This window comes from Streptomyces sp. ASQP_92 (assembly GCF_025399895.1).
GTDB lineage: Bacteria > Actinomycetota > Actinomycetes > Streptomycetales > Streptomycetaceae > Streptomyces.
The window spans coordinates 78,142-98,610 of record NZ_JAODUA010000020.1; the positions used below are offsets into that span (position 1 = coordinate 78,142).

General features: G+C 73.0%; 13 protein-coding genes. 3 read left to right on the forward strand and 10 right to left on the reverse strand.

Features of this window, described 5'->3' with window-relative positions; all coding sequences use genetic code 11:
• Window positions 1-74: 74 nt before the first annotated feature.
• Complete coding sequence (locus N4G70_RS30955) at window positions 75-1,265, reverse strand: MFS transporter (RefSeq protein WP_261716078.1); 1,191 nt, start codon at window positions 1,263-1,265, stop codon at window positions 75-77.
• A 160-nt stretch (window positions 1,266-1,425) separates the two neighbouring features.
• On the opposite strand from N4G70_RS30955, the gene N4G70_RS30960 reads away from it, so the two are divergent.
• Entirely contained in the window at window positions 1,426-6,165 is a 4,740-nt protein-coding gene (locus tag N4G70_RS30960) for a hypothetical protein (RefSeq protein ID WP_261716079.1), read from the forward strand.
• 92 nt (window positions 6,166-6,257) lie between these two features.
• Here N4G70_RS30960 and proP read toward each other — a convergent pair whose 3' ends face one another.
• On the reverse strand, window positions 6,258-7,814 hold the full coding sequence (gene proP, locus N4G70_RS30965) for a glycine betaine/L-proline transporter ProP (protein WP_261716080.1): 1,557 nt from the start codon (window positions 7,812-7,814) through the stop codon (window positions 6,258-6,260).
• A gap of 360 nt (window positions 7,815-8,174) precedes the next feature.
• On the opposite strand from proP, the gene N4G70_RS30970 reads away from it, so the two are divergent.
• Both N4G70_RS30970 and N4G70_RS30975 read left to right on the forward strand, forming a co-directional pair.
• On the forward strand, window positions 8,175-8,831 hold the full coding sequence (locus N4G70_RS30970) for a bifunctional 2-polyprenyl-6-hydroxyphenol methylase/3-demethylubiquinol 3-O-methyltransferase UbiG (RefSeq protein WP_261716081.1): 657 nt from the start codon (window positions 8,175-8,177) through the stop codon (window positions 8,829-8,831).
• Between the two features lie 55 nt (window positions 8,832-8,886).
• The gene (locus tag N4G70_RS30975) at window positions 8,887-9,957 is read left to right on the forward strand and encodes a YihY/virulence factor BrkB family protein (RefSeq protein WP_399037483.1); all 1,071 of its coding nucleotides are present in this window, start codon (window positions 8,887-8,889) and stop codon (window positions 9,955-9,957) included.
• A 63-nt stretch (window positions 9,958-10,020) separates the two neighbouring features.
• Here N4G70_RS30975 and N4G70_RS30980 read toward each other — a convergent pair whose 3' ends face one another.
• From N4G70_RS30980 to N4G70_RS31015, 8 genes are all read right to left on the reverse strand, one after another.
• Window positions 10,021-10,698 carry a DUF5825 family protein gene (locus N4G70_RS30980; RefSeq protein ID WP_261716082.1) on the reverse strand — a complete coding sequence of 226 codons (678 nt, stop codon included), beginning with the start codon at window positions 10,696-10,698 and terminating at the stop codon, window positions 10,021-10,023.
• A gap of 38 nt (window positions 10,699-10,736) precedes the next feature.
• Window positions 10,737-12,674 (reverse strand): RiPP maturation radical SAM C-methyltransferase, encoded by a 1,938-nt coding sequence (locus tag N4G70_RS30985; RefSeq protein ID WP_261716083.1) that lies wholly within the window; start codon window positions 12,672-12,674, stop codon window positions 10,737-10,739.
• A gap of 202 nt (window positions 12,675-12,876) precedes the next feature.
• Window positions 12,877-14,751, reverse strand: coding sequence for an alpha/beta fold hydrolase (locus N4G70_RS30990; protein ID WP_261716084.1), 1,875 nt, complete (start codon window positions 14,749-14,751; stop codon window positions 12,877-12,879).
• Window positions 14,748-15,980 carry an MFS transporter gene (locus N4G70_RS30995; RefSeq protein WP_261716085.1) on the reverse strand — a complete coding sequence of 411 codons (1,233 nt, stop codon included), beginning with the start codon at window positions 15,978-15,980 and terminating at the stop codon, window positions 14,748-14,750. Before N4G70_RS30995 ends, N4G70_RS30990 begins: the two co-directional genes overlap by 4 nt.
• Before the next feature lie 675 nt (window positions 15,981-16,655).
• The gene (locus N4G70_RS31000) at window positions 16,656-17,456 is read right to left on the reverse strand and encodes a SigB/SigF/SigG family RNA polymerase sigma factor (protein ID WP_261716086.1); all 801 of its coding nucleotides are present in this window, start codon (window positions 17,454-17,456) and stop codon (window positions 16,656-16,658) included.
• Between the two features lie 247 nt (window positions 17,457-17,703).
• On the reverse strand, window positions 17,704-18,285 hold the full coding sequence (locus N4G70_RS31005; RefSeq protein ID WP_261716087.1) for a DUF4142 domain-containing protein: 582 nt from the start codon (window positions 18,283-18,285) through the stop codon (window positions 17,704-17,706).
• A gap of 171 nt (window positions 18,286-18,456) precedes the next feature.
• On the reverse strand, window positions 18,457-19,101 hold the full coding sequence (locus N4G70_RS31010) for a flavodoxin family protein (RefSeq protein WP_261716088.1): 645 nt from the start codon (window positions 19,099-19,101) through the stop codon (window positions 18,457-18,459).
• Between the two features lie 108 nt (window positions 19,102-19,209).
• Window positions 19,210-20,430 (reverse strand): PP2C family protein-serine/threonine phosphatase, encoded by a 1,221-nt coding sequence (locus N4G70_RS31015; RefSeq protein WP_261716089.1) that lies wholly within the window; start codon window positions 20,428-20,430, stop codon window positions 19,210-19,212.
• Between the last annotated feature and the right edge of the window lie 39 nt (window positions 20,431-20,469).

The following is a 20,469-nucleotide window of genomic DNA, read 5'->3' on the forward strand; positions in this document are numbered from 1 at the left end:
TCGGATCGCCCGGCACCACTGCGGAACGCCGGGCAACGATCCGTTCCGCGTCGCAAGCGCGCAGTACGTCGTCCTCACGCCTTCTCCCGTACCGGCCTGCGGACGAGGTAGACGGCAGCGACGGAGGCCAGGACGGCCATGCAGGCGATGAAGGCGAGCCCCGCGCCTTCCAGGCCGAGGGGTCCCACCAGGACGCCCACCCCGATCACCGGCACCGAGATGCCCGTATAGGCCACCACGAAGAGCGTCGAGATGACCGCCGCGTGCCGGCCCTCGGGGGATGCCTCGGCCACCGCGGACAGGGCCGCGCGAAACGTCAGCCCCTGCCCGCAGCCGCCGACCAGCGCGCTCAGCACGATGAGCGGCAGCAGGTCCCAGCGGAGGGCGCCGGCGAGCAGCGCGAGCCCGAACAGCAGGGCCACGCAGCCCAGGGGAAGCGACCGTCGCAGCCCCACCGTGCCGACGGCCAACTGCCCGGCGGTCGAGGCGAAGAAGGCGAGCGCGACGATCAGGCCGGTCGCGGCGTGGTTGTGGACGTTCAGCGCCTCGGTGAGGAAGGCGGGGCTCACCGAGGTGAAGACCCCGAACAGCGCGAACCCCACGAATGACGCGATCGCCGCGGGCACGAACACCGGCCGCACCTGCGAGGGCAGTCCCGGCCGCTGGGTCCGCGCACTGCTCAGGGGCTGTCGCTCACGGACGGTCTCGGGAAGCCACAGCACCACCGCGACCGAGCCGGCCACCAGCGCCAGGTGCACGGCGAACGGGAGCAGCAACGGCCGGCCGGCGTACTGCGCGAGCACGCCCGCGAGCAGCGGGCCGCAGCCGAGGCCGCCCATGTTCGCGGCCGTCGCCACGAACGTGGCCCGCGCTCCGCCCTCGCGGGGCGCCAGGTCCATCACGTACGCCGTGGCCGCCCCGGTGAACAGGCCGGCGGACAGTCCGGAGAGCAGCCGGCCCGCGTAGAGCCAGCCGAGACCGTCGGCGCACAGGAAGCAGACCGCGCTCGCGGCCGCGAAACCCAGGCCCGACAGCAGCACGGGGCGTCTGCCGACGGTGTCCGACAGGTTGCCCGCCAGCAGGAGCACGCCGATGACCCCGAAGGCGTAGACGGCGTACACGACCGTGACGGTCAGTTCGGAGAATCCGAACTCGTCCTGGTAGAGGCCGTACAGCGGGGTCGGCAGCGTGGTGCCCGTCATGCACACGGCGAACACCGCCCCGCCGAGCAGACATTGACGCCATCCTCGAAGATCACCGTCCATGCCGCCGACGGTAACGCCGCGAGCGGCCTCGCTCCGTCCCGGCGGGAGGGGCGCGCCGACGGGGAGTCCGGGCGGGCGCCCGCGGCCGCCTCGCGGTCGGTGGGTCAGCCTCCCGCACGCGCTCGCGGTGTTGTCAGTGGGGCATGCCACCATCCAGAGCATGATCGCCTCGCTGGACGCCCTGGTGCCGACCGCCGGTACGCATGTCTCGACCACGTACGCCGACTGGGTCGCGGCCCACGACCCGGGCGCGGCCGATGCCGCGCGCGGCCTCGTCGAGGAGATGTCCCGCGAACTCGCCCGGACCTGGGACAAGCCCGGCCGGTTCGTCGACACCATGACCGCCCGGGCGCGGCGGCTGCCACCGGCTCATCTGCCGTGGTTCTGGGACACGGTGGGCCATCGGTTGATCGGTTACGGCAGCCGCCCGGGCGGGCGGGCCTACGCGGCGGCGCGAGCGGCCGAGGCCGAGCACGGGCTCTCGGTCGACGCGGGCTACCGCAGAGCCAACGCGCTGCTGTTCGCCGCGGGCGGGGCCATGCCCGCCAAGGAGTTCGGGGCGCATCAGCGCTTCCTGGCCGAGACGCTGGAGCCGGCCGCGGCCCACGCGGCTCTGGACGCGTTCCTGACGGCGTGGGCGGGTTCGGCCGCCGACCTGCCGACGGATCTGGTCCGCCGGATACGCGCCTCGGCCAAGGGGGCCGGGCACGGGGACGAGGAGGTGGCACGCCTGGTGGGCGCGCTCCTGTCCGTCACCCGCGAGAAGTCGGTGCCCGACGCGCTCCTGACCGCCGCCCTCCCGATTCTGACGACCCATCAGCCGACGGACGCGGTCGCGGCCGGCCTCGTCGAGATGTTCCCGACCGGCACCACCGACGGCGGCCCATGGCTGCGGATGCTCATCGGCTGCGGCGCGACGCGAGCCATGGAGGAGGGCCGGATCGTCCCCGAGGGCGGCGCGCACCACTGGGTGGGCACGTTCGTCCATATGTACCAGTACGCCGCGCAGGCGGGCGGCGGGGTGGGGCGGCAGCCACTGCCTGCCGAATTCCTCGATCTGGTGGACCGGTTGGGGCCCCGGCTCCGGGCGGCGGGCGCGCCGGTGACGGTGCACACCACCCGCCACTACCACCAGGGCGTCGATGCCGACGTGCTGGACGCGCTGCTGGCGGCGGGTGTGGCGGTCGTCGATCCGGGCCCGGAGATCCGCATGCGGTTCTGGGGCGAGCGGTCCCGGCGCGACCTTGCCGCACTGGCCGCCGATCCCGTCTTCGGCCCGCGCCTGGAGGGGACCGTGCACCAGGGTCTCCTTCCGGACTGGTCGAGCGCCCACCGCAGGCCGGGGTCGGCGGTGACGCTGCTTCCGGGCAACGAGGGCATCGCGCACGGGGTGGCCGCTCGGGTCGGCAAGCTCGTCGACACGGTGGCGGGCGGTGGCATGGCCGGCGCGGAGGAGGCCGTGGCCGAACTGGAGGCACTGCTGGACCGGCCGACGGTCGGAGCCCTCGCCGGGATCGTCGACGCCCTGGCGGACGCGGGCGCGGCGGGCGCGCTGCGCCGTTCCCTGGCAGCGGGCCTGCCCGAGGAACTGGCCTGGCCCGCCCTGGAGTCGGTGTACGCGCGGTTCGCCGCGGAGGCCGGGCCCGAGGAGGCGGATCGGCCGCTGCCGGGCGTGGCGGGGGTGACCTCCACCTGGCCGGTCCTCACGGTGTTCGGGCCCGATCGGGCGGTCGCCGTCGGCCCGGACGGGGAGCGCGGCTCGTGCCGCTTCACCGTTCCCCCGGACGCGACCATGTTCGCCGTCCACTACGTGGGCGGCTCCTTCCTCGTGAGCTGGACGGCGCGGCCCAGCCCCTACCACTGCGACACCGCCTTCTGGGCCGACCGTCCCGACCAGCCGTTCACCCCGGACGAGACGGGAGGCCTGGTGCCGTTCGGCGGCAGGCTGGACGGGGCGTACGGCTTCCAGTTCGAGACCGCCGACGGGCAGGGTCGCCACGGTGGCCTGCGGGTGCTGCGCGCGGGCGGCACGGAGGGCATCGACCGCGACGAGTTGCAGCTGGGCGACGGCTCCCGGGTGTGGACCAACGCCGTCTTCGGGGACCGCGCCTGGGAGGCTGTGGACCCGGTCACCGGGCAGCGGCAGGGTCCGGCGCCGCTGCCCGGCTTCCCGGGCCGCGCCGTGGGCGGCGACCCATCGGAGGAGGGGATGTCCCTCGCGACGGAGTTCCTTCAACTGGCGCCGCTTCCGGCCGAGTTGACGGGTTCTCCGCTGGGCTGCCGGGACGGTCTGGTCGGGACGCGGGTGCTGTTCCGCACCCGGCACCGTCACCCCGCGCCCGATCACTTCCTGGTGGAGAGCGTGGACGGGCGCACCGCCCGCTTCGACATCGACCGCCCGGGACAGTCGCCCTGGGGGCTGTGGGCGCCGCCGGAAGGGGCGGCCGAGGACGTGGTGCTGGCCGAGGCGGAGACCCGGACCGGGGTGCGCGCGTACGCGGCCGATGGTGGCCTGCTGTGGGAACTGGATGGCCACCACTCTCCCCGCCACCGCGAGGGGCGGCCTTCCCGGCGGGTCACCGTGTCGACCGGCGTGGCCCTGCCACCGGCGTTCTGGTACCTGCTGGTGACCCGGGACGCGGCCGGTTCCCGGGCGCTGCGGGCGGTGCGGCACGAGACGGCGAACGCCCTGCTTGCGGCCGCGTTCGACGGCGCGGACGCGCTGCGCGCGGCGGTGGCCCGGGAATTGCCGCAGATCACGGACCCGGTGCTGGCCGGGGCCGTCGTGGCGGTGGCCTCGCGGGCCGCCCGGGTGGAGAAGCGGCGGCGCGCGCTGCATCGGCGCGTCGTGGTCCTCGCCGAGGCTCCCCCGGTTCTGCCGCGCGGCTCCGCGCCGGACAGTGAACTGATGCCGGCGCTGTTCGGGCTCGTTCGGGACGGCGAGCGCGATCCCTGGCGCCGGGAGGCGGACAGCACGCAGCCCGCGACACTCAGCGCGATCGCGGCGGACGGCGCCTGTTTGGCCGGGAGCATCACCGAGGAGGTGCGCCGGCTCTCGCCGCCCGCGCCGCCGTGCGACTGGTCCCAGTTGTTGGGTGCCATCGACGCCGCCGCGTGGCGGGCGGCGGTGGCGCCGACCCCCGAGGACGAGCGTGCCGCGCTGCTCGCGCTCCTGGACACCTGGGCCGAGCAGCCCTTCGCCCGGGCGGGCAGCCGGTGGTGGGTGGGCCGCACCTCCGATGCGGCGGCCCTGGAAGGATGGCAGGCGGCCGGAACTGCCGTGGTGTGGGCGGGAGTTCGGGCCGGCGGTTCGCAGCGCTGGTTCGTGGCGCCCGCGACGGGGGCGGACGACGACCCGGTACCGGCGGCCGCTCAGGCGCGGCTGGTCACGGTGGAGCGGGACGACGCGGCGCGGCTGCGCGCCCTGGTCGCGGCGGTCGGCGCGCACGGCCCCGTCCCGCTGCCCGAGTCGGCGGTGGCGCGCTTCGCCGAACTCACGGGCGTACGGCGGCCGGTGGCTCGGCTCGTGCTGGCCGGATTCGCCGGCAGGCCGGACCGGGAGGAGGACGGCGCCCTGGTGCGCAAGGCTCCCTACCGGGCGACGCCGATGACGGCCGCCTCGTACGACCGTCTCCGTGAGCGGCTGGGCCCGGCCGGCCGGCGGGCCGTGCTCGCCGCCGCCCTGCCCGGGGAACCGGCGCAGCTGTGGGCGCCGGGCGGGGTCGAGGCGGCCGCGGAGCGGATGGCCGGAGTGTGGCGGGACCTCGTCGGGGCGCTGCCCCCCGTGCACGACGAGGCGGCCGACACCCTGGAGGGCGCCCTCGGCCTCGGCGAGGTGTGGGCCCGGCGCCTCGCGGGCGGGTACGACGCGGCCTCGGACGACACCGTGGAGGCGGCCGGCTGGGAGCTGGCGGCGACGCGGTACGGCACGGGCGTCGAGGTGCGGGCCGTGCCGCCGGCCGGACCTCGACTGCCGTACGGCACACCGGTGGGCGTGGCGTACCGGGCCATGGCGAGCGCGCTGGTCTGGGCGTGGACGGACCGGCCCGTCGGTGATCCCGCGGTGGCAGGCGCGACGGCTCTCTACGAGCGGCTGCGGGCCGAGCTGGACCGTCCGGAACTGCTGGTGACGCTGACCCATGCCCGCGTCCAGGACACCCCGGAGCGGATCGCGGAGCGGTTCGGACCCGCGCGGTTGCCGGTGGCCGCCGACACCCGCAAGGAGCCGGGCCCGGTCCCCTCGACCGCGTACGACGTCGGGCCGCTGGTGGTGTGCGCCCCGGGCGGCGACAGCTTCCTGCGGCCCGCTGCCGTCGCCGACCCCGAGGTGTGGCAGCGGGTCAGCGCGGTCACCGACCTCACCGAGGCACTCGGCCGGGTGGCTCCCCTGCTGGCCGGAGGCGGTCTGGAGCGCATGATGCGGCGGGCGCGGTCGGGGGCCGTGCCGGCGGGGTCGTACGAGGTGGATCCGCGCCGGTCCTGCCCGGAGCTGGTCGCGGACGTCGCTCGGGAGCTCGGGATCGGTGTGGACGCGGCGGCCCTCTACCTCCAGTTGGCGACGCTGGCCGCGCCCACCGATCGCAACGTGCGGCGCTGGAACGGCTGGTCGGCCAAGCACCACACACAGGTGGGCGCCGAGCTGCTCGGCACGGGCAGGGTGGTGGAGGCGAAGCGGGCACGGGCCGGCCGGGGCCTGTTCCTGCCCGGCGAGTGGACCGAACTCAAGGCTCCGCACCTGCCGTTGGAGACGGTGAAGCTGGCCACCCACGCGGTGCGCCCGCTGTGGGGCAACCAGATCCTCGCCCCGTTCGACCGCATCCTGCCGACGGCGCCACCGCACGAGATGTTCGCCGAGGCGTGGGAGCGACTGGCCCCGGCCGGGCAGGGAGTGCGCTCCTGACGTACTCGCCGGCGCAGGAGCGCCGTCACAGGAGCGCCGTCCTGGGAGGGACGTCCTGGGAGGGACGTCTTAGGTAGGCGTCCTGGGGGGAATCAGCCGCGGCGGTCCTTGCGGTCGCGGTCCGAGCGGTGGGGCAGATGCGGCAGATGCCCCTGGCGCAGCTGGAGCCAGATGTCGCGGGCCCGGCGGCCCGCGTGCGTGCGGCTCTGCGCCACCATCTCGCGGGCCTCCTCCTCGGTCTCGACCATGGCGGACGATCCCCGCAGCGGTTTGCCGGCGGTCTCGCGAAGGAACAGGGCCGAGATCACACCGATCACTCCCGCGGCCATGAGGTAGTAGGCGGGCACGAGTTCGTTGCCGGTCGCGTCGACGAGGGCGGAGGCCACCAGCGGGGTGGTGCCGCCGAACAGGGACACGGAGAAGTTGAAGGCGAGCGAAAGACCGCCGTAGCGCAGGTGGGTCGGGAAGAGCGCGGGCAACGTCGCCGCGCTGGTCCCGGCGAAGCACACCAGGAAGAGGCCGAGGATGGCGCAGCCGATGGCGGGCAGGACGATGCCGCCCTGGCGGATGAGCTGGAAGACGGGCACCGAGAAGACGACCATCGCGGCCCCGGCCCACAGGAAGAGCGGCCGGCGTCCGTAGCGGTCCGAGGACCGGCCGACGGCGGTAATGGTGAGGACGACGAGCACCATGGTGCCGAGGACCAGGAGCTGCGCGGTGAGTTCGGACTCGCCCAGGGTGGTGCTCATATAGGTCGGCAGGTAGGACGTCACCATGTAGTTGGTGACGTTGTAGAGCAGCACCAGGCCGATGCAGACCAGCATGGCCTGCCAGTGGTGGGTGAAGACCTCCTTGAGCCGGCCCTTGCCCGACATGCGTGCCTGCTCCAGGCGTTCCTGCTCCTCGGGGGTGACGCCGCCCCGCGCTGCCTCCTGCCGTCCTCGCTCCTCGGCCTCCTGGAACGCGGGCGTCTCGTCCAGCTTGAGCCGCATGTAGAGGCCGATGAGCCCGAGCGGCCCGGCGACGTAGAAGGGGATCCGCCATCCCCAGTCGACCATCTGGTCCTCGGTCAGAAGTCCGGTCAGCACGGTGACCATGCCGGAGCCGAGCGAGTAGCCGACGAAGGTGCCGAAGTCGAGCCAACTGCCGAGGAAGCCCCGCATCCGGTCGGGCGAGTACTCGGCGATGTACGTGGTGGCGCCGGCGTACTCACCACCGGTCGAGAAGCCCTGCACCAGTCGGCAGATCAGCAGCAGAACGGGCGCGGCGAGGCCGATGGACTTGTAGCCCGGCAGGAAGCCCACCGCGAAGGTGCTGATCGCCATCATGATCATGGTGACGGCGAGGACCTTCTGGCGACCCACGCGGTCGCCGAGCGGGCCGAACACCAGGCCGCCGAGCGGCCGGACGAGGAAGGCGGCGGCGAACGTCGCGAAGGTGGAGATGACCTGGGCGCCCGGCGAGCTGGACGGGAAGAAGACCTTGCCGAGGGTGGCGGCGACATAGGCGTAGACACCGAAGTCGAACCACTCCATGGTGTTGCCGAGGGCGGCCGCGGACACGGCCCGGCGCACGGCGGGCTTGTCGGCCACCTTGACGTCGTCCGCGCTCAGGCTCATCTTCCGACGGCGCAGCAGCGTCCGGACCATGCGTTCGGTCTGCGGGCTTCCCGAGCCGAACCCTCGACCTCGATCACCCGGGGGTGTGGGCCCCCGCCTGCTTGATTTCATGGGCACCTGTGCGTCGTCGTCGGTGGTGGCACACCAGGCCTGGTGCGATGTACGGAGTGCTGCCGGGCCTTCGGACCGCGTGTCCCGTACCCGGCATACGTACCTCAACTCTCCCCTGCGGACACGGTGTGCGCAGCGCAAGCGGCGGCGCGGGCGTGTCGGCGCGGAGCGGGCCGAGGCGCCCGTTTCGCGGCCGGCACCGTCGTGATCGCCGGCACCGGGGATCCGTGGCCGGGCCCCGGGGGCCGGCGCGCGAACCGGGAGTGGTGGGGTTGCGCCATGACGACGCCGACGGTCCGCCTCTTCCAGGCCCTCGACCGCTTCCATGCCGCACGCCCTTGGGACCACAACGCCCACTACCACCGGTGGATCATGAGACAGCTGCCCCGGCGCTTCGACAGAGCCCTCGACGTCCGTTCGGGCACGGGCGACCTGGCCCGGCTTCTGGCCGGCCGGGCCGCCACAGTCCGGGGCCTGGACGCCGACCCCGCGATCGTCGACCGAGCGCGAGAACTCACCCCGTCGGCGTCACCGGTGACCTTCGCCGTCGGCGACGCGCCGGCCGCGATCACCGAGGGGCCCTACGACGTCATCACCTGCGTCGCCACCCTCCACCATCTGCCGTTCTCCGACACCCTCACCGCTTTTCGCCAACACCTCTCCCCCGGCGGCACGCTGGTGGTCGTGGGGCTCGCCCGCGCGCGGTCGGTCGGCGACCATTTGCTCGGCATGGCCGCCCTGGTGATGAACGTCGCCATGGCCTGGCTCAAGAACCGCGGCCGCAGGGCTCCGCGTCCGGCCTCCATGACGGCTCCCACCCGCCCGGCCACCATGACCTTCGCCGACATCGCCGACGAGGCCCGCACCGTGCTGCCCGGAGTCCGGCTGCGGCGGCGCCTGTTCTGGCGCTACACGCTGGTGTGGCACAACCGGTGACATCGGAACGGCCGCGCGGGCGCGTGAGCGGCGTCTTCCAGGGGACTCGATGCTCATGACAGAGACCTCGCACACCCGGAGTTCGTACTGGACCCGATTCCGCGCCCACCTGGCCGGCACCGCGCAGCGGGACACGGCGGGTCCGGGGCCGGAAGAGGAGCCCGGCGACCCCACCGATCTCCCGGCCCGGTCCTGGATGGCGGTGCTGCGCCGCACCGGCCGGGAGTTCCTCGACGACGACCTCCCCGACAGGGCGGCGGCGCTCACCTATTACGGCGTGCTGTCCATGTTCCCCGCGCTGCTCGTGATGGTGTCGATGCTGGGCGTCGTCGGCAGGAGCGCGACGCAGTCGCTCCTGGACAACCTGGGCCATCTCACCCCGGGCCCGGTGCACGATCTGCTCGACAGCGCGGTCCGTCAGTTGCAGGACAACGGCGGCACCAGCGGGGTGATCGCGGTGGTGAGCCTGATCGCCTCGATCTGGTCGGCGTCGAGTTATGTCGCCGCGTTCATCCGGGCCGCGAACGCCGTGTACGACCTGCCGGAGGGCCGGCCGGTGTGGAAACTGACGCCGCTGCGGCTGGCGTTGACGGTCACGCTGATGGTGCTGCTCGCCATCAGCGCGGTGATCGTGGTCTTCACGGGGCCCCTGGCGCAGCGCGCCGGGAACGCGATCGGACTGGGTGACGCGGCGGTCACGACCTGGAACATCGCCAAGTGGCCGGTGCTGCTGGTACTGGTGGTCCTCATGGTGGCCCTGCTGTTCTGGCGCGCCCCCAACGTCCATGGCCAGGGCCTGCGTTGGCTCAGCCCGGGCAGCCTGCTCGCGGTACTGCTGTGGCTGGCGGCGTCGGCCGGTTTCGCGCTGTACGTGGCCAACTTCGGCTCGTACAACAAGACGTACGGCACGCTGGCGGGCCTCATCATCTTCCTGATCTGGTTGTGGCTGTCGAACCTGGCGATCCTGCTGGGGCTCGAGCTGGATGCGGAGTTGGCGCGTCAGCGCGCCATCAGCGACGGGCACCCCGAGGGCGAGGAGCCCTATGTGCAGCCCCGCGACACCCGCACGTGGCCGGCCAGGCTGCGGCGCAAGGTGAAGCGGCGCGACGGCGGGGTCGAGGCCTGAGCCATGACGCCGGGCGGCTGCCCCAACTCCACGGTGTGGCAAGGGGGTTGGGGCGGCCCGTGCTCAGATCGCCATGGCCTCCTGGATCCAGCGGTTCACCCGGTACGGCATCCACCAGGCGAGTTCGCCGACCTCCAGGACCAGGCGCTCGCCGGTGAAGTCGGCCAGCACGGACGGGGGCACCGAGGCCGCCGGGGCCCCGTAGGCGAGGGCCTCGATGGTGTGGCGGTACTCCGGCTCGTCGGCGGTGAAGCGGCGCAGATCGCCCCATCGGCGGTCCCGGATCTGGACGAAGCCCGGGCCCTGCCGCCACAGGCACTTGCACAGGTAGTGGCCCTCGCGCCACCGGCGCAGGTCACCCGTCGCGTCGGCGGGGCCCTCCAGGCGCTGCGGCGGCTGGAGGTGGCTGAGGGTGCGCCAGGTGTCGTCGGCGGCCGACGGGGACAGGCGCAGTTTCCATTCGACCAGGACGGCCCGGGCCGTCAGGTCGCGCACCAGGCTCAGACCGCGTACGGCGCGCTCGGCCGCGCCCGGGGCGTCGAGCTCGGCGAGGTCGATGGGCTCGGTCAGCCGCACCCGGCGGGCGCCCGACTCCCACAGGCGGTCGCTCTCCTCGCCCATGGAGCCGGTCAGTTCCCGCTCGCCGAGGTACATCCCGGGCAGCGTGCAGGCCTCGGGGTCGTAGTCGCGCCAGGCGGCGACCGTGAGGGACTCGGTCGTGGTGGTGAGGGCGGTGCTCATCGGTCTTGTCCTCCTGCTCCTGTGTCGGACACGTGGGCTCAGACGCTCAACGGCTCGGGCCGGGCGGGCTGTTCGGCGGCGTCGAGCGCGGCCTGCGCGTGGCGCATGAAGTCCAGCCGCAGCAGGTCCTCGTTGACGGCCGAGGGCGCGATGTGGACGTACTGGCCGCCGTCGGTGAACACCAGGCCGAGCGCGAGCCAGGAGTCCAGGAGTCGCTGCACCGCGCTCTCCTCGCGCTCGGCGCCCTTGGCGCGGGCGGCGGCCTTGCGGGTGAGCGCGGGGGCCGTGTGCGGCTGGTCGAGGAGGCGGAAGACGGCCAGCTCGAAGGGGTCGGTCAGTTCCATCGCGCGCCAGTCGAAGGCGCGCCGCCTGCTCACCAGGACGATGCGGTCGCCGAGGTCGGTGTGGGTGAGCCGGGCGTCGGCGTGGTGCTTCTTCCAGGCGTCGAGCGCGTCGTTGAGGGCGGTGACGGTGGGCTCGGTGATGCCGCGCTGCGGGGCCTCGAAGACATAGGCGAGGTCGTACAGCTCGGACTCGGGCAGGTCGTAGGTGAAGCGGTAGTGCTCTTCGGGGCGCAGCCCGTCGAAGCCGAGCTCGGGCCGGTTGAAGTACGGGCTGAAGCGCTCGATCGCGATCCGCGCGGACAGGTCGACCGGGGGGTTGAGGTGTTCCAGGGCGGGGATCTGCGCGATGACGGGGTCGTAGTCCTCGGCGGTCTCGCCCGGGAAGCCGTGCAGATAGTTCCAGGCGACGGAGAGACCGGTCTCGGCGCCGTCGCGGAGCATCCGGACGTTCTGGCAGCCGCTGACGCCCTTGTCCATCAGGTCGAGGACCCGGTTGTTGAGGCTCTCGATGCCCGGCTGCACGTAGATGAGTCCGGCCTCGGCGAGCGTACGCAGTTGGCTGCGGCGCATGTTGGCCTTGATCTCGATGTGCATCCGCAGGTCGTAGCCGCTCTCCATGATGCGCGGCAGCACCGTGGTGAGGTAGCCCATGTCGAGGATGTTGTCGACGAGGTACATGTCCAGGACCCGGTGGCGGCGGGCGAGTTCCATGATTTCTTCGAAGAAGGTGTCCGGGCTCTTGGACCGGAACTGCATGAACGAGCCGTTGAGGCCGCAGAACGTGCAGTGGTGCTTCTCGCCCCACCAGCAGCCGCGCGCACCCTCCACCACGAGCTTGGGCTCGACCCAGTTGCGGGCCACGGAGGAGGCGAGGCGCTCGAAGTAGCCGCTGTAGTCGGGAGCCAGGATCGTGGCCGGCGGCAGGGGGCTCGTGGCCATCGGGTTGACGATGCTCGCGCCCTCCTCGTCCCGGTGGCACAGGCCCGGCACCTTCTCCAGGACGTCGGCCCCGGCCCCCTCGGCGAGGGCGGTCAGGAGCTGGGGGAAGGCGGACTCGCCCTCGCCCCGGATGACATGGTCGACGAACGGGAAGTTGCGGTGGACGGCCTCGCCCTGCTCGCCGTCGCAGTTGGCGCCGCCCATGACGGTCACGATGCCCGGGGCGAGCCGCTTGACCTGCTGGGCGGCGGCGAGGGCCGCGGTGTTCTGCTGGAAGGTGGAGGTGAAGCCGACGACGTCGGGCGCGTACTCCACGATCCTTTGGGCGATCATCGCGACGAACTCCGGTACCTGGCGGTGGAGTTCCTGTGACATACGCAGTCGCGACTTGCGGAGTTTGCCCTTCATCGCAGCCGCGAACTCCTCGTCGCGCCAGGCGGGGTCGTCGTAGAGGGCGGAGGAGAACACCCAGTCGCCGCAGCCCATGAAATAGGAGGAGAGCGCGTAGTACTCGTAGTCGTCGGCGGTGAATTCGGTGCGCTCGGTGATCCAGTCGGTGAATTCGAGATTGGCGTGCAGCACTTCGGCGGTGGCGCCCGGCACGCGTTCGTCCACGCTGCGCTTGAGGATTCCCAGGGCCAGCGAGGGAAGGTCGATGGGCGACCAGGGCATATTGACCAGCAGGACACGCATGTCGGCTCCTCGGGGTGTGCGGAGACGTAGGGAATGGGGCCCGGGGGGCCGGAGTCGGGGGTCTTGCCGGCCGGCCCGGCGGCGAACCGCCGGGCCGGCCGGCAAGGATCAGTCCTCTTCGCCGTCCTCGGCGTTACGGAACGGGACCTTGATGGTCACGCCGACGCTCGGCTTGCGGTTTTCCTCGTCACCCGCGAGCGGGTCATTGTGGATGATGTCCTTCTGCATGGCCGGAACTCCTTTCTGTGTGGGTGGTGCCTGTTCCGGCGGGCGCCGATGTGCGCGCCCGTCCGGTCTCCCCGCTCCGGTCGGAGCGGGTTGTCTGGGGGGTGGTGCGGGGCCGCCCGTGCCGCAGTTCGCGGTCGAGGAAGACCACCGCCCGGCGCAGCACGGCCACGTGGTCGTCGGCCTCGTAGCCGTCGTGACCGGTGTCCAGCCACATCGACTCGTGGCGTACGCCCGCGTGTCGAAGGGCGGTCAGGTAGTCGCGCACCTGGCCGGGCGGGCACTTGGCGTCCCGGGTCGCGGCGGCGACGAGCAGGGGGGCCTCGACGGCGGCCGCGTAGCGCAGGGGCGAGCTTCGCTCGTAGCGCTCGGGCACCTCGTCGGGGGCGCCGCCGAACAGCCGCTCGTCCAGGGCGCGCAGGGCCGCGGTGGTGGTGCGGTGGGCGGCGGCGCAGTCCGCGACGGGTTTGACCGCGACGCCCGCCTGCCACAGGCGCGGGTGCAGCCCGAGGGCGAGCAGGACCAGATAGCCGCCCCAGGAGGTGCCCCACACTCCGCACGCGTCCGCGCGGACCACACCGCGCTCGACGAGATCGGCGCGGACCGCGACGAGGTCGGCCACCTGGGTGAGTCCGACGCCCTCGCCGAACGCCCGCCGCCAGCGCGGCCCGTAACCGGTGGAGCCGCGGTAGTTGACGCGGACGACGGCGAAGCCGGAGGCGACCAGCGAGTGGACCACCCCGTCGTAGGCGTCCCGGTCGTGGTCGGCGGGGCCGCCGTGCACCAGGAAGACCGCGGGCACCGCGCCCCGCCGCCCCTCGGGCAGGCCGATCAGGGAGTGCACCGGGCCGTCGGGCCCGGGGGTCCACAGGTCCCGGTGCTCGCCGGGCACCCGCTCGGGCAGGTCGTGGGTGGGCGGCAGCTCGGTGCCCGCGGTGGAGACCAGGCGGGGCGGTGTCGCCGTGTCCGTCCACAGGAAGTGCACGTCACAGCCACTCCGCGGCGCCGCGTCGAGAAGGGTTCCGCGCGGTGTCGGTACGGGTTCGACGGTGCGCTCCGCCAGGTGTACGCGGTGCAGGGCGCTGCGTCCGTGCCGGTCCTGGCGCACCAGGAGCGAGTGGCCTTCGGGGTGCCAGCGGGCGGTGATCTCGGTGTCGAAGCCGCACCAGGAGTGGGTGACGACTCCCGCGTCCGGGCTCCAACTGGCCAGCAGATAGCGGTCGTTGACCTCACGCACGAGGAGGAGCTCGACGCGGTCGACGACGGGCGCGAAGCCGAGGGACCAGAGCCGGCCGTCGGGGCCGTCGCCCGGCAGCACCGCGCGGACGGTGCCGTCGTCGGCGAGGACGGTCACGGCCCGCGCCGAGCCCGCCGGGCCGCTGAGGGCGAGGAGGCGGGCGTCGGGGGTGGTTCCGGACAGGGTGGCGTGCCCGTCGACGCGCGTCACTTCGCGGGCCGCGCCGCCGCGCCGGCCGACGTGGACGGTGGTCGAGCGGGTGTCGCCGAGGCCCATCGCGACGCGCCCGCCGTCGCCGACGGCGAGGCCGCGCGGTTCGCCCTCGGGCACACCGAGCAGGCCGGGCTCGTCGGGGCCGCCGTCGAAGGCCTGGTGCCGCCAGCGTCCGGAGCCGTTGCCGTCCTCGTCGAACCACCACACCCGCGCGTCCCGGTCGATCGCGCCGTGCAGGGTGCCGTGCGGGCGGTCGGTGACCTGCCGGGCCCGGCGCGTGGACGCGTCCCAGGTGAAGACCTCGCAGCGCCCGTCGGCGTCGGCGGTGAACACCATCTTGGTGGGCTGGGCGGCGCACACCTCGGGCAGCGCGGCGCGGTAGACCTGGTAGTTCCTGGTCATGCCGCCACCGCCGTCAGCCGGCCGCGTACGACGGTCGTCCACCAGGCCAGCACCGCGAGCGACCCGGCGCAGACCGCGGCGGGTGCGGCCGTGCCGGCGCGGGTCACGAAGACCCCGGCCAGGACCGGCGCCAGCGCGGCCGAACCGCCGGCGGCACTCGCCAACACCGCGCCCGTACGGGCCTGGAGCTTTGGCGGGGTCTCCTGAAGGGCGCGGGACTGGAGCACCACGGCGACCAGCGGCATCAGCAGACAGAACGCCCCGAACAACGCGCCGTACATCCAGGGCCCCTCGGCCGTGGCGAGTCCGGCCGCGAGCGGGACGAGCAGCCAGGACACCGTCACCAGCAGCCGGGCCGCACCGATCCGGCCCACGACACGCGGCGCGGCCAGCGACCCGACGAGGCCCGCGGCCCCCGAGAGCGCGAGCACCAGGCCCATCGGCCCACCGCCGTGGCCGCCCTTCTGAAGGGTGAACACCGCGCCGTAGTAGAGCGCGACGATCACGCCGTTGACGGTGGCGGTCCAGGCCAGAACGAGCCGCAGGAAGGGTGATGAGCGGACCAGGGCCAGCCCGGCCCCCACCTCGTCCCGCACCCGGCGTGCCGTGCCGGTCCGGGGCACGGCTTCCGAACGGGGGGCGGCGGCCAACGGGCCCGTGCCCGGCCGCGGCCTCAGGTCCGAACTCAGCGCCCGTACGCATCCGGCGGCGACGGCGTACGACACCGCGTCCGCGAGGAAGGGCAGGGCGCGGGACGCCTGATAGAGGGCGCCGCCCAGGGCCGGGCCCAGGATCAGTGCGCCCTGGTCCCCGGCCGAGAGGCCGGCCACCACGCGGGGGCAGTCCGCGGGTGGGGCGATCATCGCCACGGTGCCGGCGGCCGCGGCCTCGTACACCGCGGTGGAGAACCGTTCCACCAGAACCGTTCCGAGCAGCAGCGCGAGCGGCGGGTCGCCCCAGGTTACGGCGGCCGTGAGGACGGCCATGGCGAGTGCCGAGACCGTCGCGGACCAGAACATCACGGGTTTGCGCGCACCCCGGTCGGCCGGGACGGCCGCTATCGGGGCGAGCAGCAGACCGGCCGCCGTGGACACCCCAGCGACCACGCCGACGGTCGCCGCCGAGTGGCCGAGGCCGAGGAGCAGCAGTGGTAGGACGACACCGGACGCCTGCGTGCCGAGCGCGTCACCGGCGCTCGCGCACCAGAACAGCCGGACGTCACGGGACATCGGCCGACGGGCCGCCCGTCTGTCGGCGGCCGTGGTGCCGGGGGCCATCAGAGCGCCGCCCCTGCAGAGGTCCCTGGAAGGCCCAGGGACTCCGGTTCACGCACAGCCACCCCACAGTTGGTCAAGTTGCGAAGAATATGTGCAGGAATCGAAACGAGCGGGAGCCTAACCAGGCGCCCGCTCGGCTCACAAGGGTTCCGCCACCGAGGCCGGAATCGAACTCCGTAAGGGCCAGGCAAAGAAACCGATTACCGGCTCCGGGGCACGGCCCGGCGCCGGCCCGGGCAGCGGCCGGGACGAAAGGGAAAGGGGGCGGAGCCGCCGGGGGTCTGCGGATGCCTCCGCCACTCCCCCGCCTCCACTTCGCGGTGGCGAACATCGGGGGCGCGCGGGAGAGTTCGCGCAGTCGGCCCGGCATATGCGCCTTCCCGGCGGCGAACCCGCCGTTGCCTTCCCGCCCCGGCAGGGCAGCCGCCCGGGACGCACCCCGGCCGGCCGGCGAGGCCACCACGAGCGCGCGGAGCGCCCCGCGAGCGCGAGTGCGCGGAACGGTTCCGTCCCGCGCACTCATTGGCCAAAAACATACGCACCGGAGCATCGCGCCGGGGGCGTACGCGGTCCCGAAGGAGACGCCCGGGCGATCAACTGCCGCCTTGGCTCAGCGCAGTTGAGAGGTCAGGCGGCGTGGCGGTATTCGGCGAGCGCCTGGTTCCGGATCCGGGTGCAGGTGCTGCTCAGCAGACGCGACACATGCATCTGCGAGATCCCCAGCTCCGCGGCGATCTGATGCTGCGTCATGTCCTGGAAGAACCGCATGTGCAGGATGCGGCACTCGCGTTCGGGCAGGGCGCGCAGGGCCGGCTTGACCGACTCGCGGTCGACGACGGTGTCGAAGCCCCGCTCGGGTGCGCCGAGCGTGTCGGCCAGGGCCGGCCCGTCGCCGTCGCCGCCCCGGGACTCCACGTCGAGGGAGAGACTGCGGTAGGACTCCAGCGCTTCGAGGCCCTCGCGCACGTCCTGTTCGTCGAGCCCGCACCGGACAGCGAGTTCGGAGATGGTGGGCTCGCCGGGCCGGGCGTCCAGGAGATCGCGGCGGGCGGTCCGCACCTTGTTGCGCAACTGCTGTACCCGGCGCGGGACATGGACCGCCCACAGGTGGTCGCGGAAGTGCCGCTTCAGTTCGCCGTCGATGGTGGGGATCGCGTACGCCTCGAACGCGCCGCGCGCCGCCTCGTAGCGGTCGACGGCCTTGACGAGGCCCATCGCGGCGACCTGATGGAGGTCTTCGAGCTCCGCGCCGCGGTTGCGGTAACGGCCCGCGAGCCGCCGGGCCATGGGGAGCCACCGCGCCACCAGGTCGTCCCGCAGGGCGTCGCGCGCCGGACCCGGTTCGAGCGTCTCCAGGCGCGCGAAGGCCTCCACCGTGTCGGGGGCGTCGTCGTGGTTCCTCGTACGCTTGCGGACGGTGGTGGGCATACGGAGCTCCTCGGGCGTCGGGTCGGCTGTCACGGCCCCCGCTGGGCCCCGCCCCGAGCACGCGCCCGGACACGGCACGCCACGGACCGGGAGAACGGCCTTGCGGGCGTGCCTCCGTTCCGAAGCACACAGCGCGCCTGCCCTGACCTTCGCCACCCAAACGGCCCAGCGATGCCGTGGGCCCACCACGACGTGCCCCCTCGCCCACGAGGGGCGAGGGGGCACGCGAACAGAACCGGCGGCGGGGTTACTTCGGCGACGGGCTGCTGTAGCTGTGGGCCGACGGGCTGGCGCTGCTGTGGGGCGAGGCGTTGCAGACGCCGTCCTTCACCATGTCCAGGTGCGAGGCCACGACCGGCCGGGCCTCCTTGGCGGCGGCCTGGATGTCCTTGTCCTTGCCGGACTTCAGCTCCTTGTCGATCAGCGTGAGCACCTCTCGGTGCCCGCTGCTCATGGCCTTCAGCCAGGCGGTGTCATAGGCGGCCGTGCCGTTCATCGGCTTCAGCGCGTCGAGCTGGCGCTGCTGGGCGGCGCTCGGGGCCTTCGGCATGGAGATGTTCTTGGTCTTGGCCAGGGTGGCGCCCTTGGCGTCCAGCGCGGTGTGGTCACGCACGAGGACGTCGGCGACCTGTTTCACACAGTCGCCCTTGGCATGGGCGCGGGCATCCTTGCCGGCGGCGATCTCGGTGAGGTTGGCCTGGTGGACGGCCTGGAGGAACGCCGCGTCCGGGTTGGCGGCGGGGCTTGCCGCGCCGAACGCCGCGGTCGTTCCGGTGAGGGCGAGCGCCACGGCGGCGGCCGCCGTCGCGCAGGTCTGGGTGATTCGCATGGGACCTCCACGGGTGCGTGGATCGGATGAGGGCCGCTTCGGCATCCGGACCGCGTGTCAACGCCTGTCCGGGCAGGGCCCGACCCGAGTCATCCTAGGTCGGCTCCCTGACGCCCGCCTCTCCAGATCACTCACCGTCACCACCGGCGCGCGGCGCCCCGGACCGCCGGCTCACGGGGCCGGGTAGGGGGCGTCCTTGAGGCGCCGGGCCAGGTGGCTCACGTTCGCCGCGAGGGCGACGGTGGCTTCGGCCGTGGCCTTGGGCGTCGAGTCCAGGTCGAGGTAGTCGGTCTTCTGCATGGCCTCGCCGACCCAGTAGGTGACGGCTCCCGGGGCGAGGGAGAAGCCGATGTCATTGAGGCCCTGGAAGATGTCGGCGCTCACCTTGTGCGCTCCGTCCTCGTTGCCCACCACGCACACCGCGCCGACCTTGCCGTACATCAACGGCCTTCCCTGGTCGTCCTGTTCGGACAGCTCCGCGTTGAGGCGCTCCATGACCTTCTGGGCGATGCTGGAGGGGTGGCCGAGCCAGATCGGCGTCGAGATGACGAGGATGTCCGCGCCCAGGATGCTGTCGCGGATCTCCGGCCAGGCGTCGCCGTCCCCCAGATCGGTCGAGATGCCGGGCTTGACGTCGTGGTCCGCCACCCGGATCACCTTCCCGCTCACGCCGTGATCGGCGAGCGCGGCCATGGTCTGCTCGGCGAGGAGCTGGGAGCTGGACGGGGCGGGGGACGGGGACAGGGTGCACACGAGCGCGACGGCGCGCAGCGGAACACGGGTCGAGGCGTTGGCCTGGGTCTGAGTCGTATCCATACGGATGCCTGTGCCCCGGCTCACGCGTTCCTATCACTTTGGTGCATACGGGATATTTCTCGCGAACAGGCCGGTCGGCAGGGTGGACGGTCTTCGGGCAGCGGCGGATCACCCCCTGCGCGGGGTGGGCTTGGTCGTGGGGGGCCACCATTCGATGAGCAGCATGGTGGCGTCGTCCCGCAGGTCGCTGTCCTCGCTGTCGAGGATGGCGTGGATGAGGCGGCGCAGTGACTCGGCGGCCAGTTCGCCCGCGGCGGTGGCGAGGATGATCGAGTCCGTGAAGCGGTCCATGCCGAATTCCTTGCCACCGGCGGTGCGCGCCTCGGTGACGCCGTCGGTGTAGAGCAGCACACGGTCACCGGGCTCCAGGACCACCTCGTGGACGGCCCTGGGTTCGTCGCTGAACCGGGCGGGCAGGCCCATCGGCGGCTGGGCCACCCGTTCGAGGGCCCCCCGCACCACTCCCCCGTCCCGGATCAGGACGGGCGGCGGATGCCCGCAGTTGCACCAGCGGAACGTCCCCGAATCCAGGTCGAGTTGGGTGAGGATGCCGGTGCAGTACTTGTCGGGCAGCCACTGGGCGAGCGCCTGGTCGATGGTCTCGACGAGGTCGATCAGGCCGAGCCCGGCCCGCCGCGCGTTGCGACACCCCGCGAGGGCCACCGAGGTCGTCAGGCCCGAGGCCAGATCGTGGCCCATCGCGTCGAGGATCGCCGCGTGCAGGGTGGACTGGGTGAGCGAGTGGTCGAAGGCGTCGCCGCCGATCTCGTACGCGGGCTCGAGCACCGCGGTCGAGACGACGTGGTCGTTGCCGATGGTGCGCGGCGGCAGGAAGGCCCGCAGCATCTCGGCGGGGAGCTGCATGCGTTCGACGCGGGCCCGGCGGGCGAAGCTGTCGCTGTAGGCGCGCTTGGACGTGATGGCCATCGCCACGATTCCGGTCAGCATGCGGCAGCGCCGCAGCCGCACGGTGTCCGTGGAACAGGTCCGTACGCCCATCACGCCGAGCCGTTCGGCTCCGTCGACCACCGGCAGCCACAGGCACAGGACGCCGGTGTCCACGTCCTCGACGCGCAGGGACACGGTCCGGTAGCACCAGCCGGCCACGGACTCGTCGATGTCCAGGGTGGGGAGGCCGTCGGTGAGGGCGACGAGGCGGCGCTGCTGGAGGTCGGTCAGATAGATGACGACCTCGCCGAGACCCAGCGCCTCGGCGCAGCGGTTGACCAGGACCGGAAGCCCCATCGGTGAGGCGCTGTGGGCCTGCGCGAGCAGCTCCTCCAAGAGACGCTCCCCGCCACCGGCCTGCCCGGCGTCGTGCCCGCTCATGGCCGACCACCTCCCTCTTGTCAGGCAGTCAAACACCCC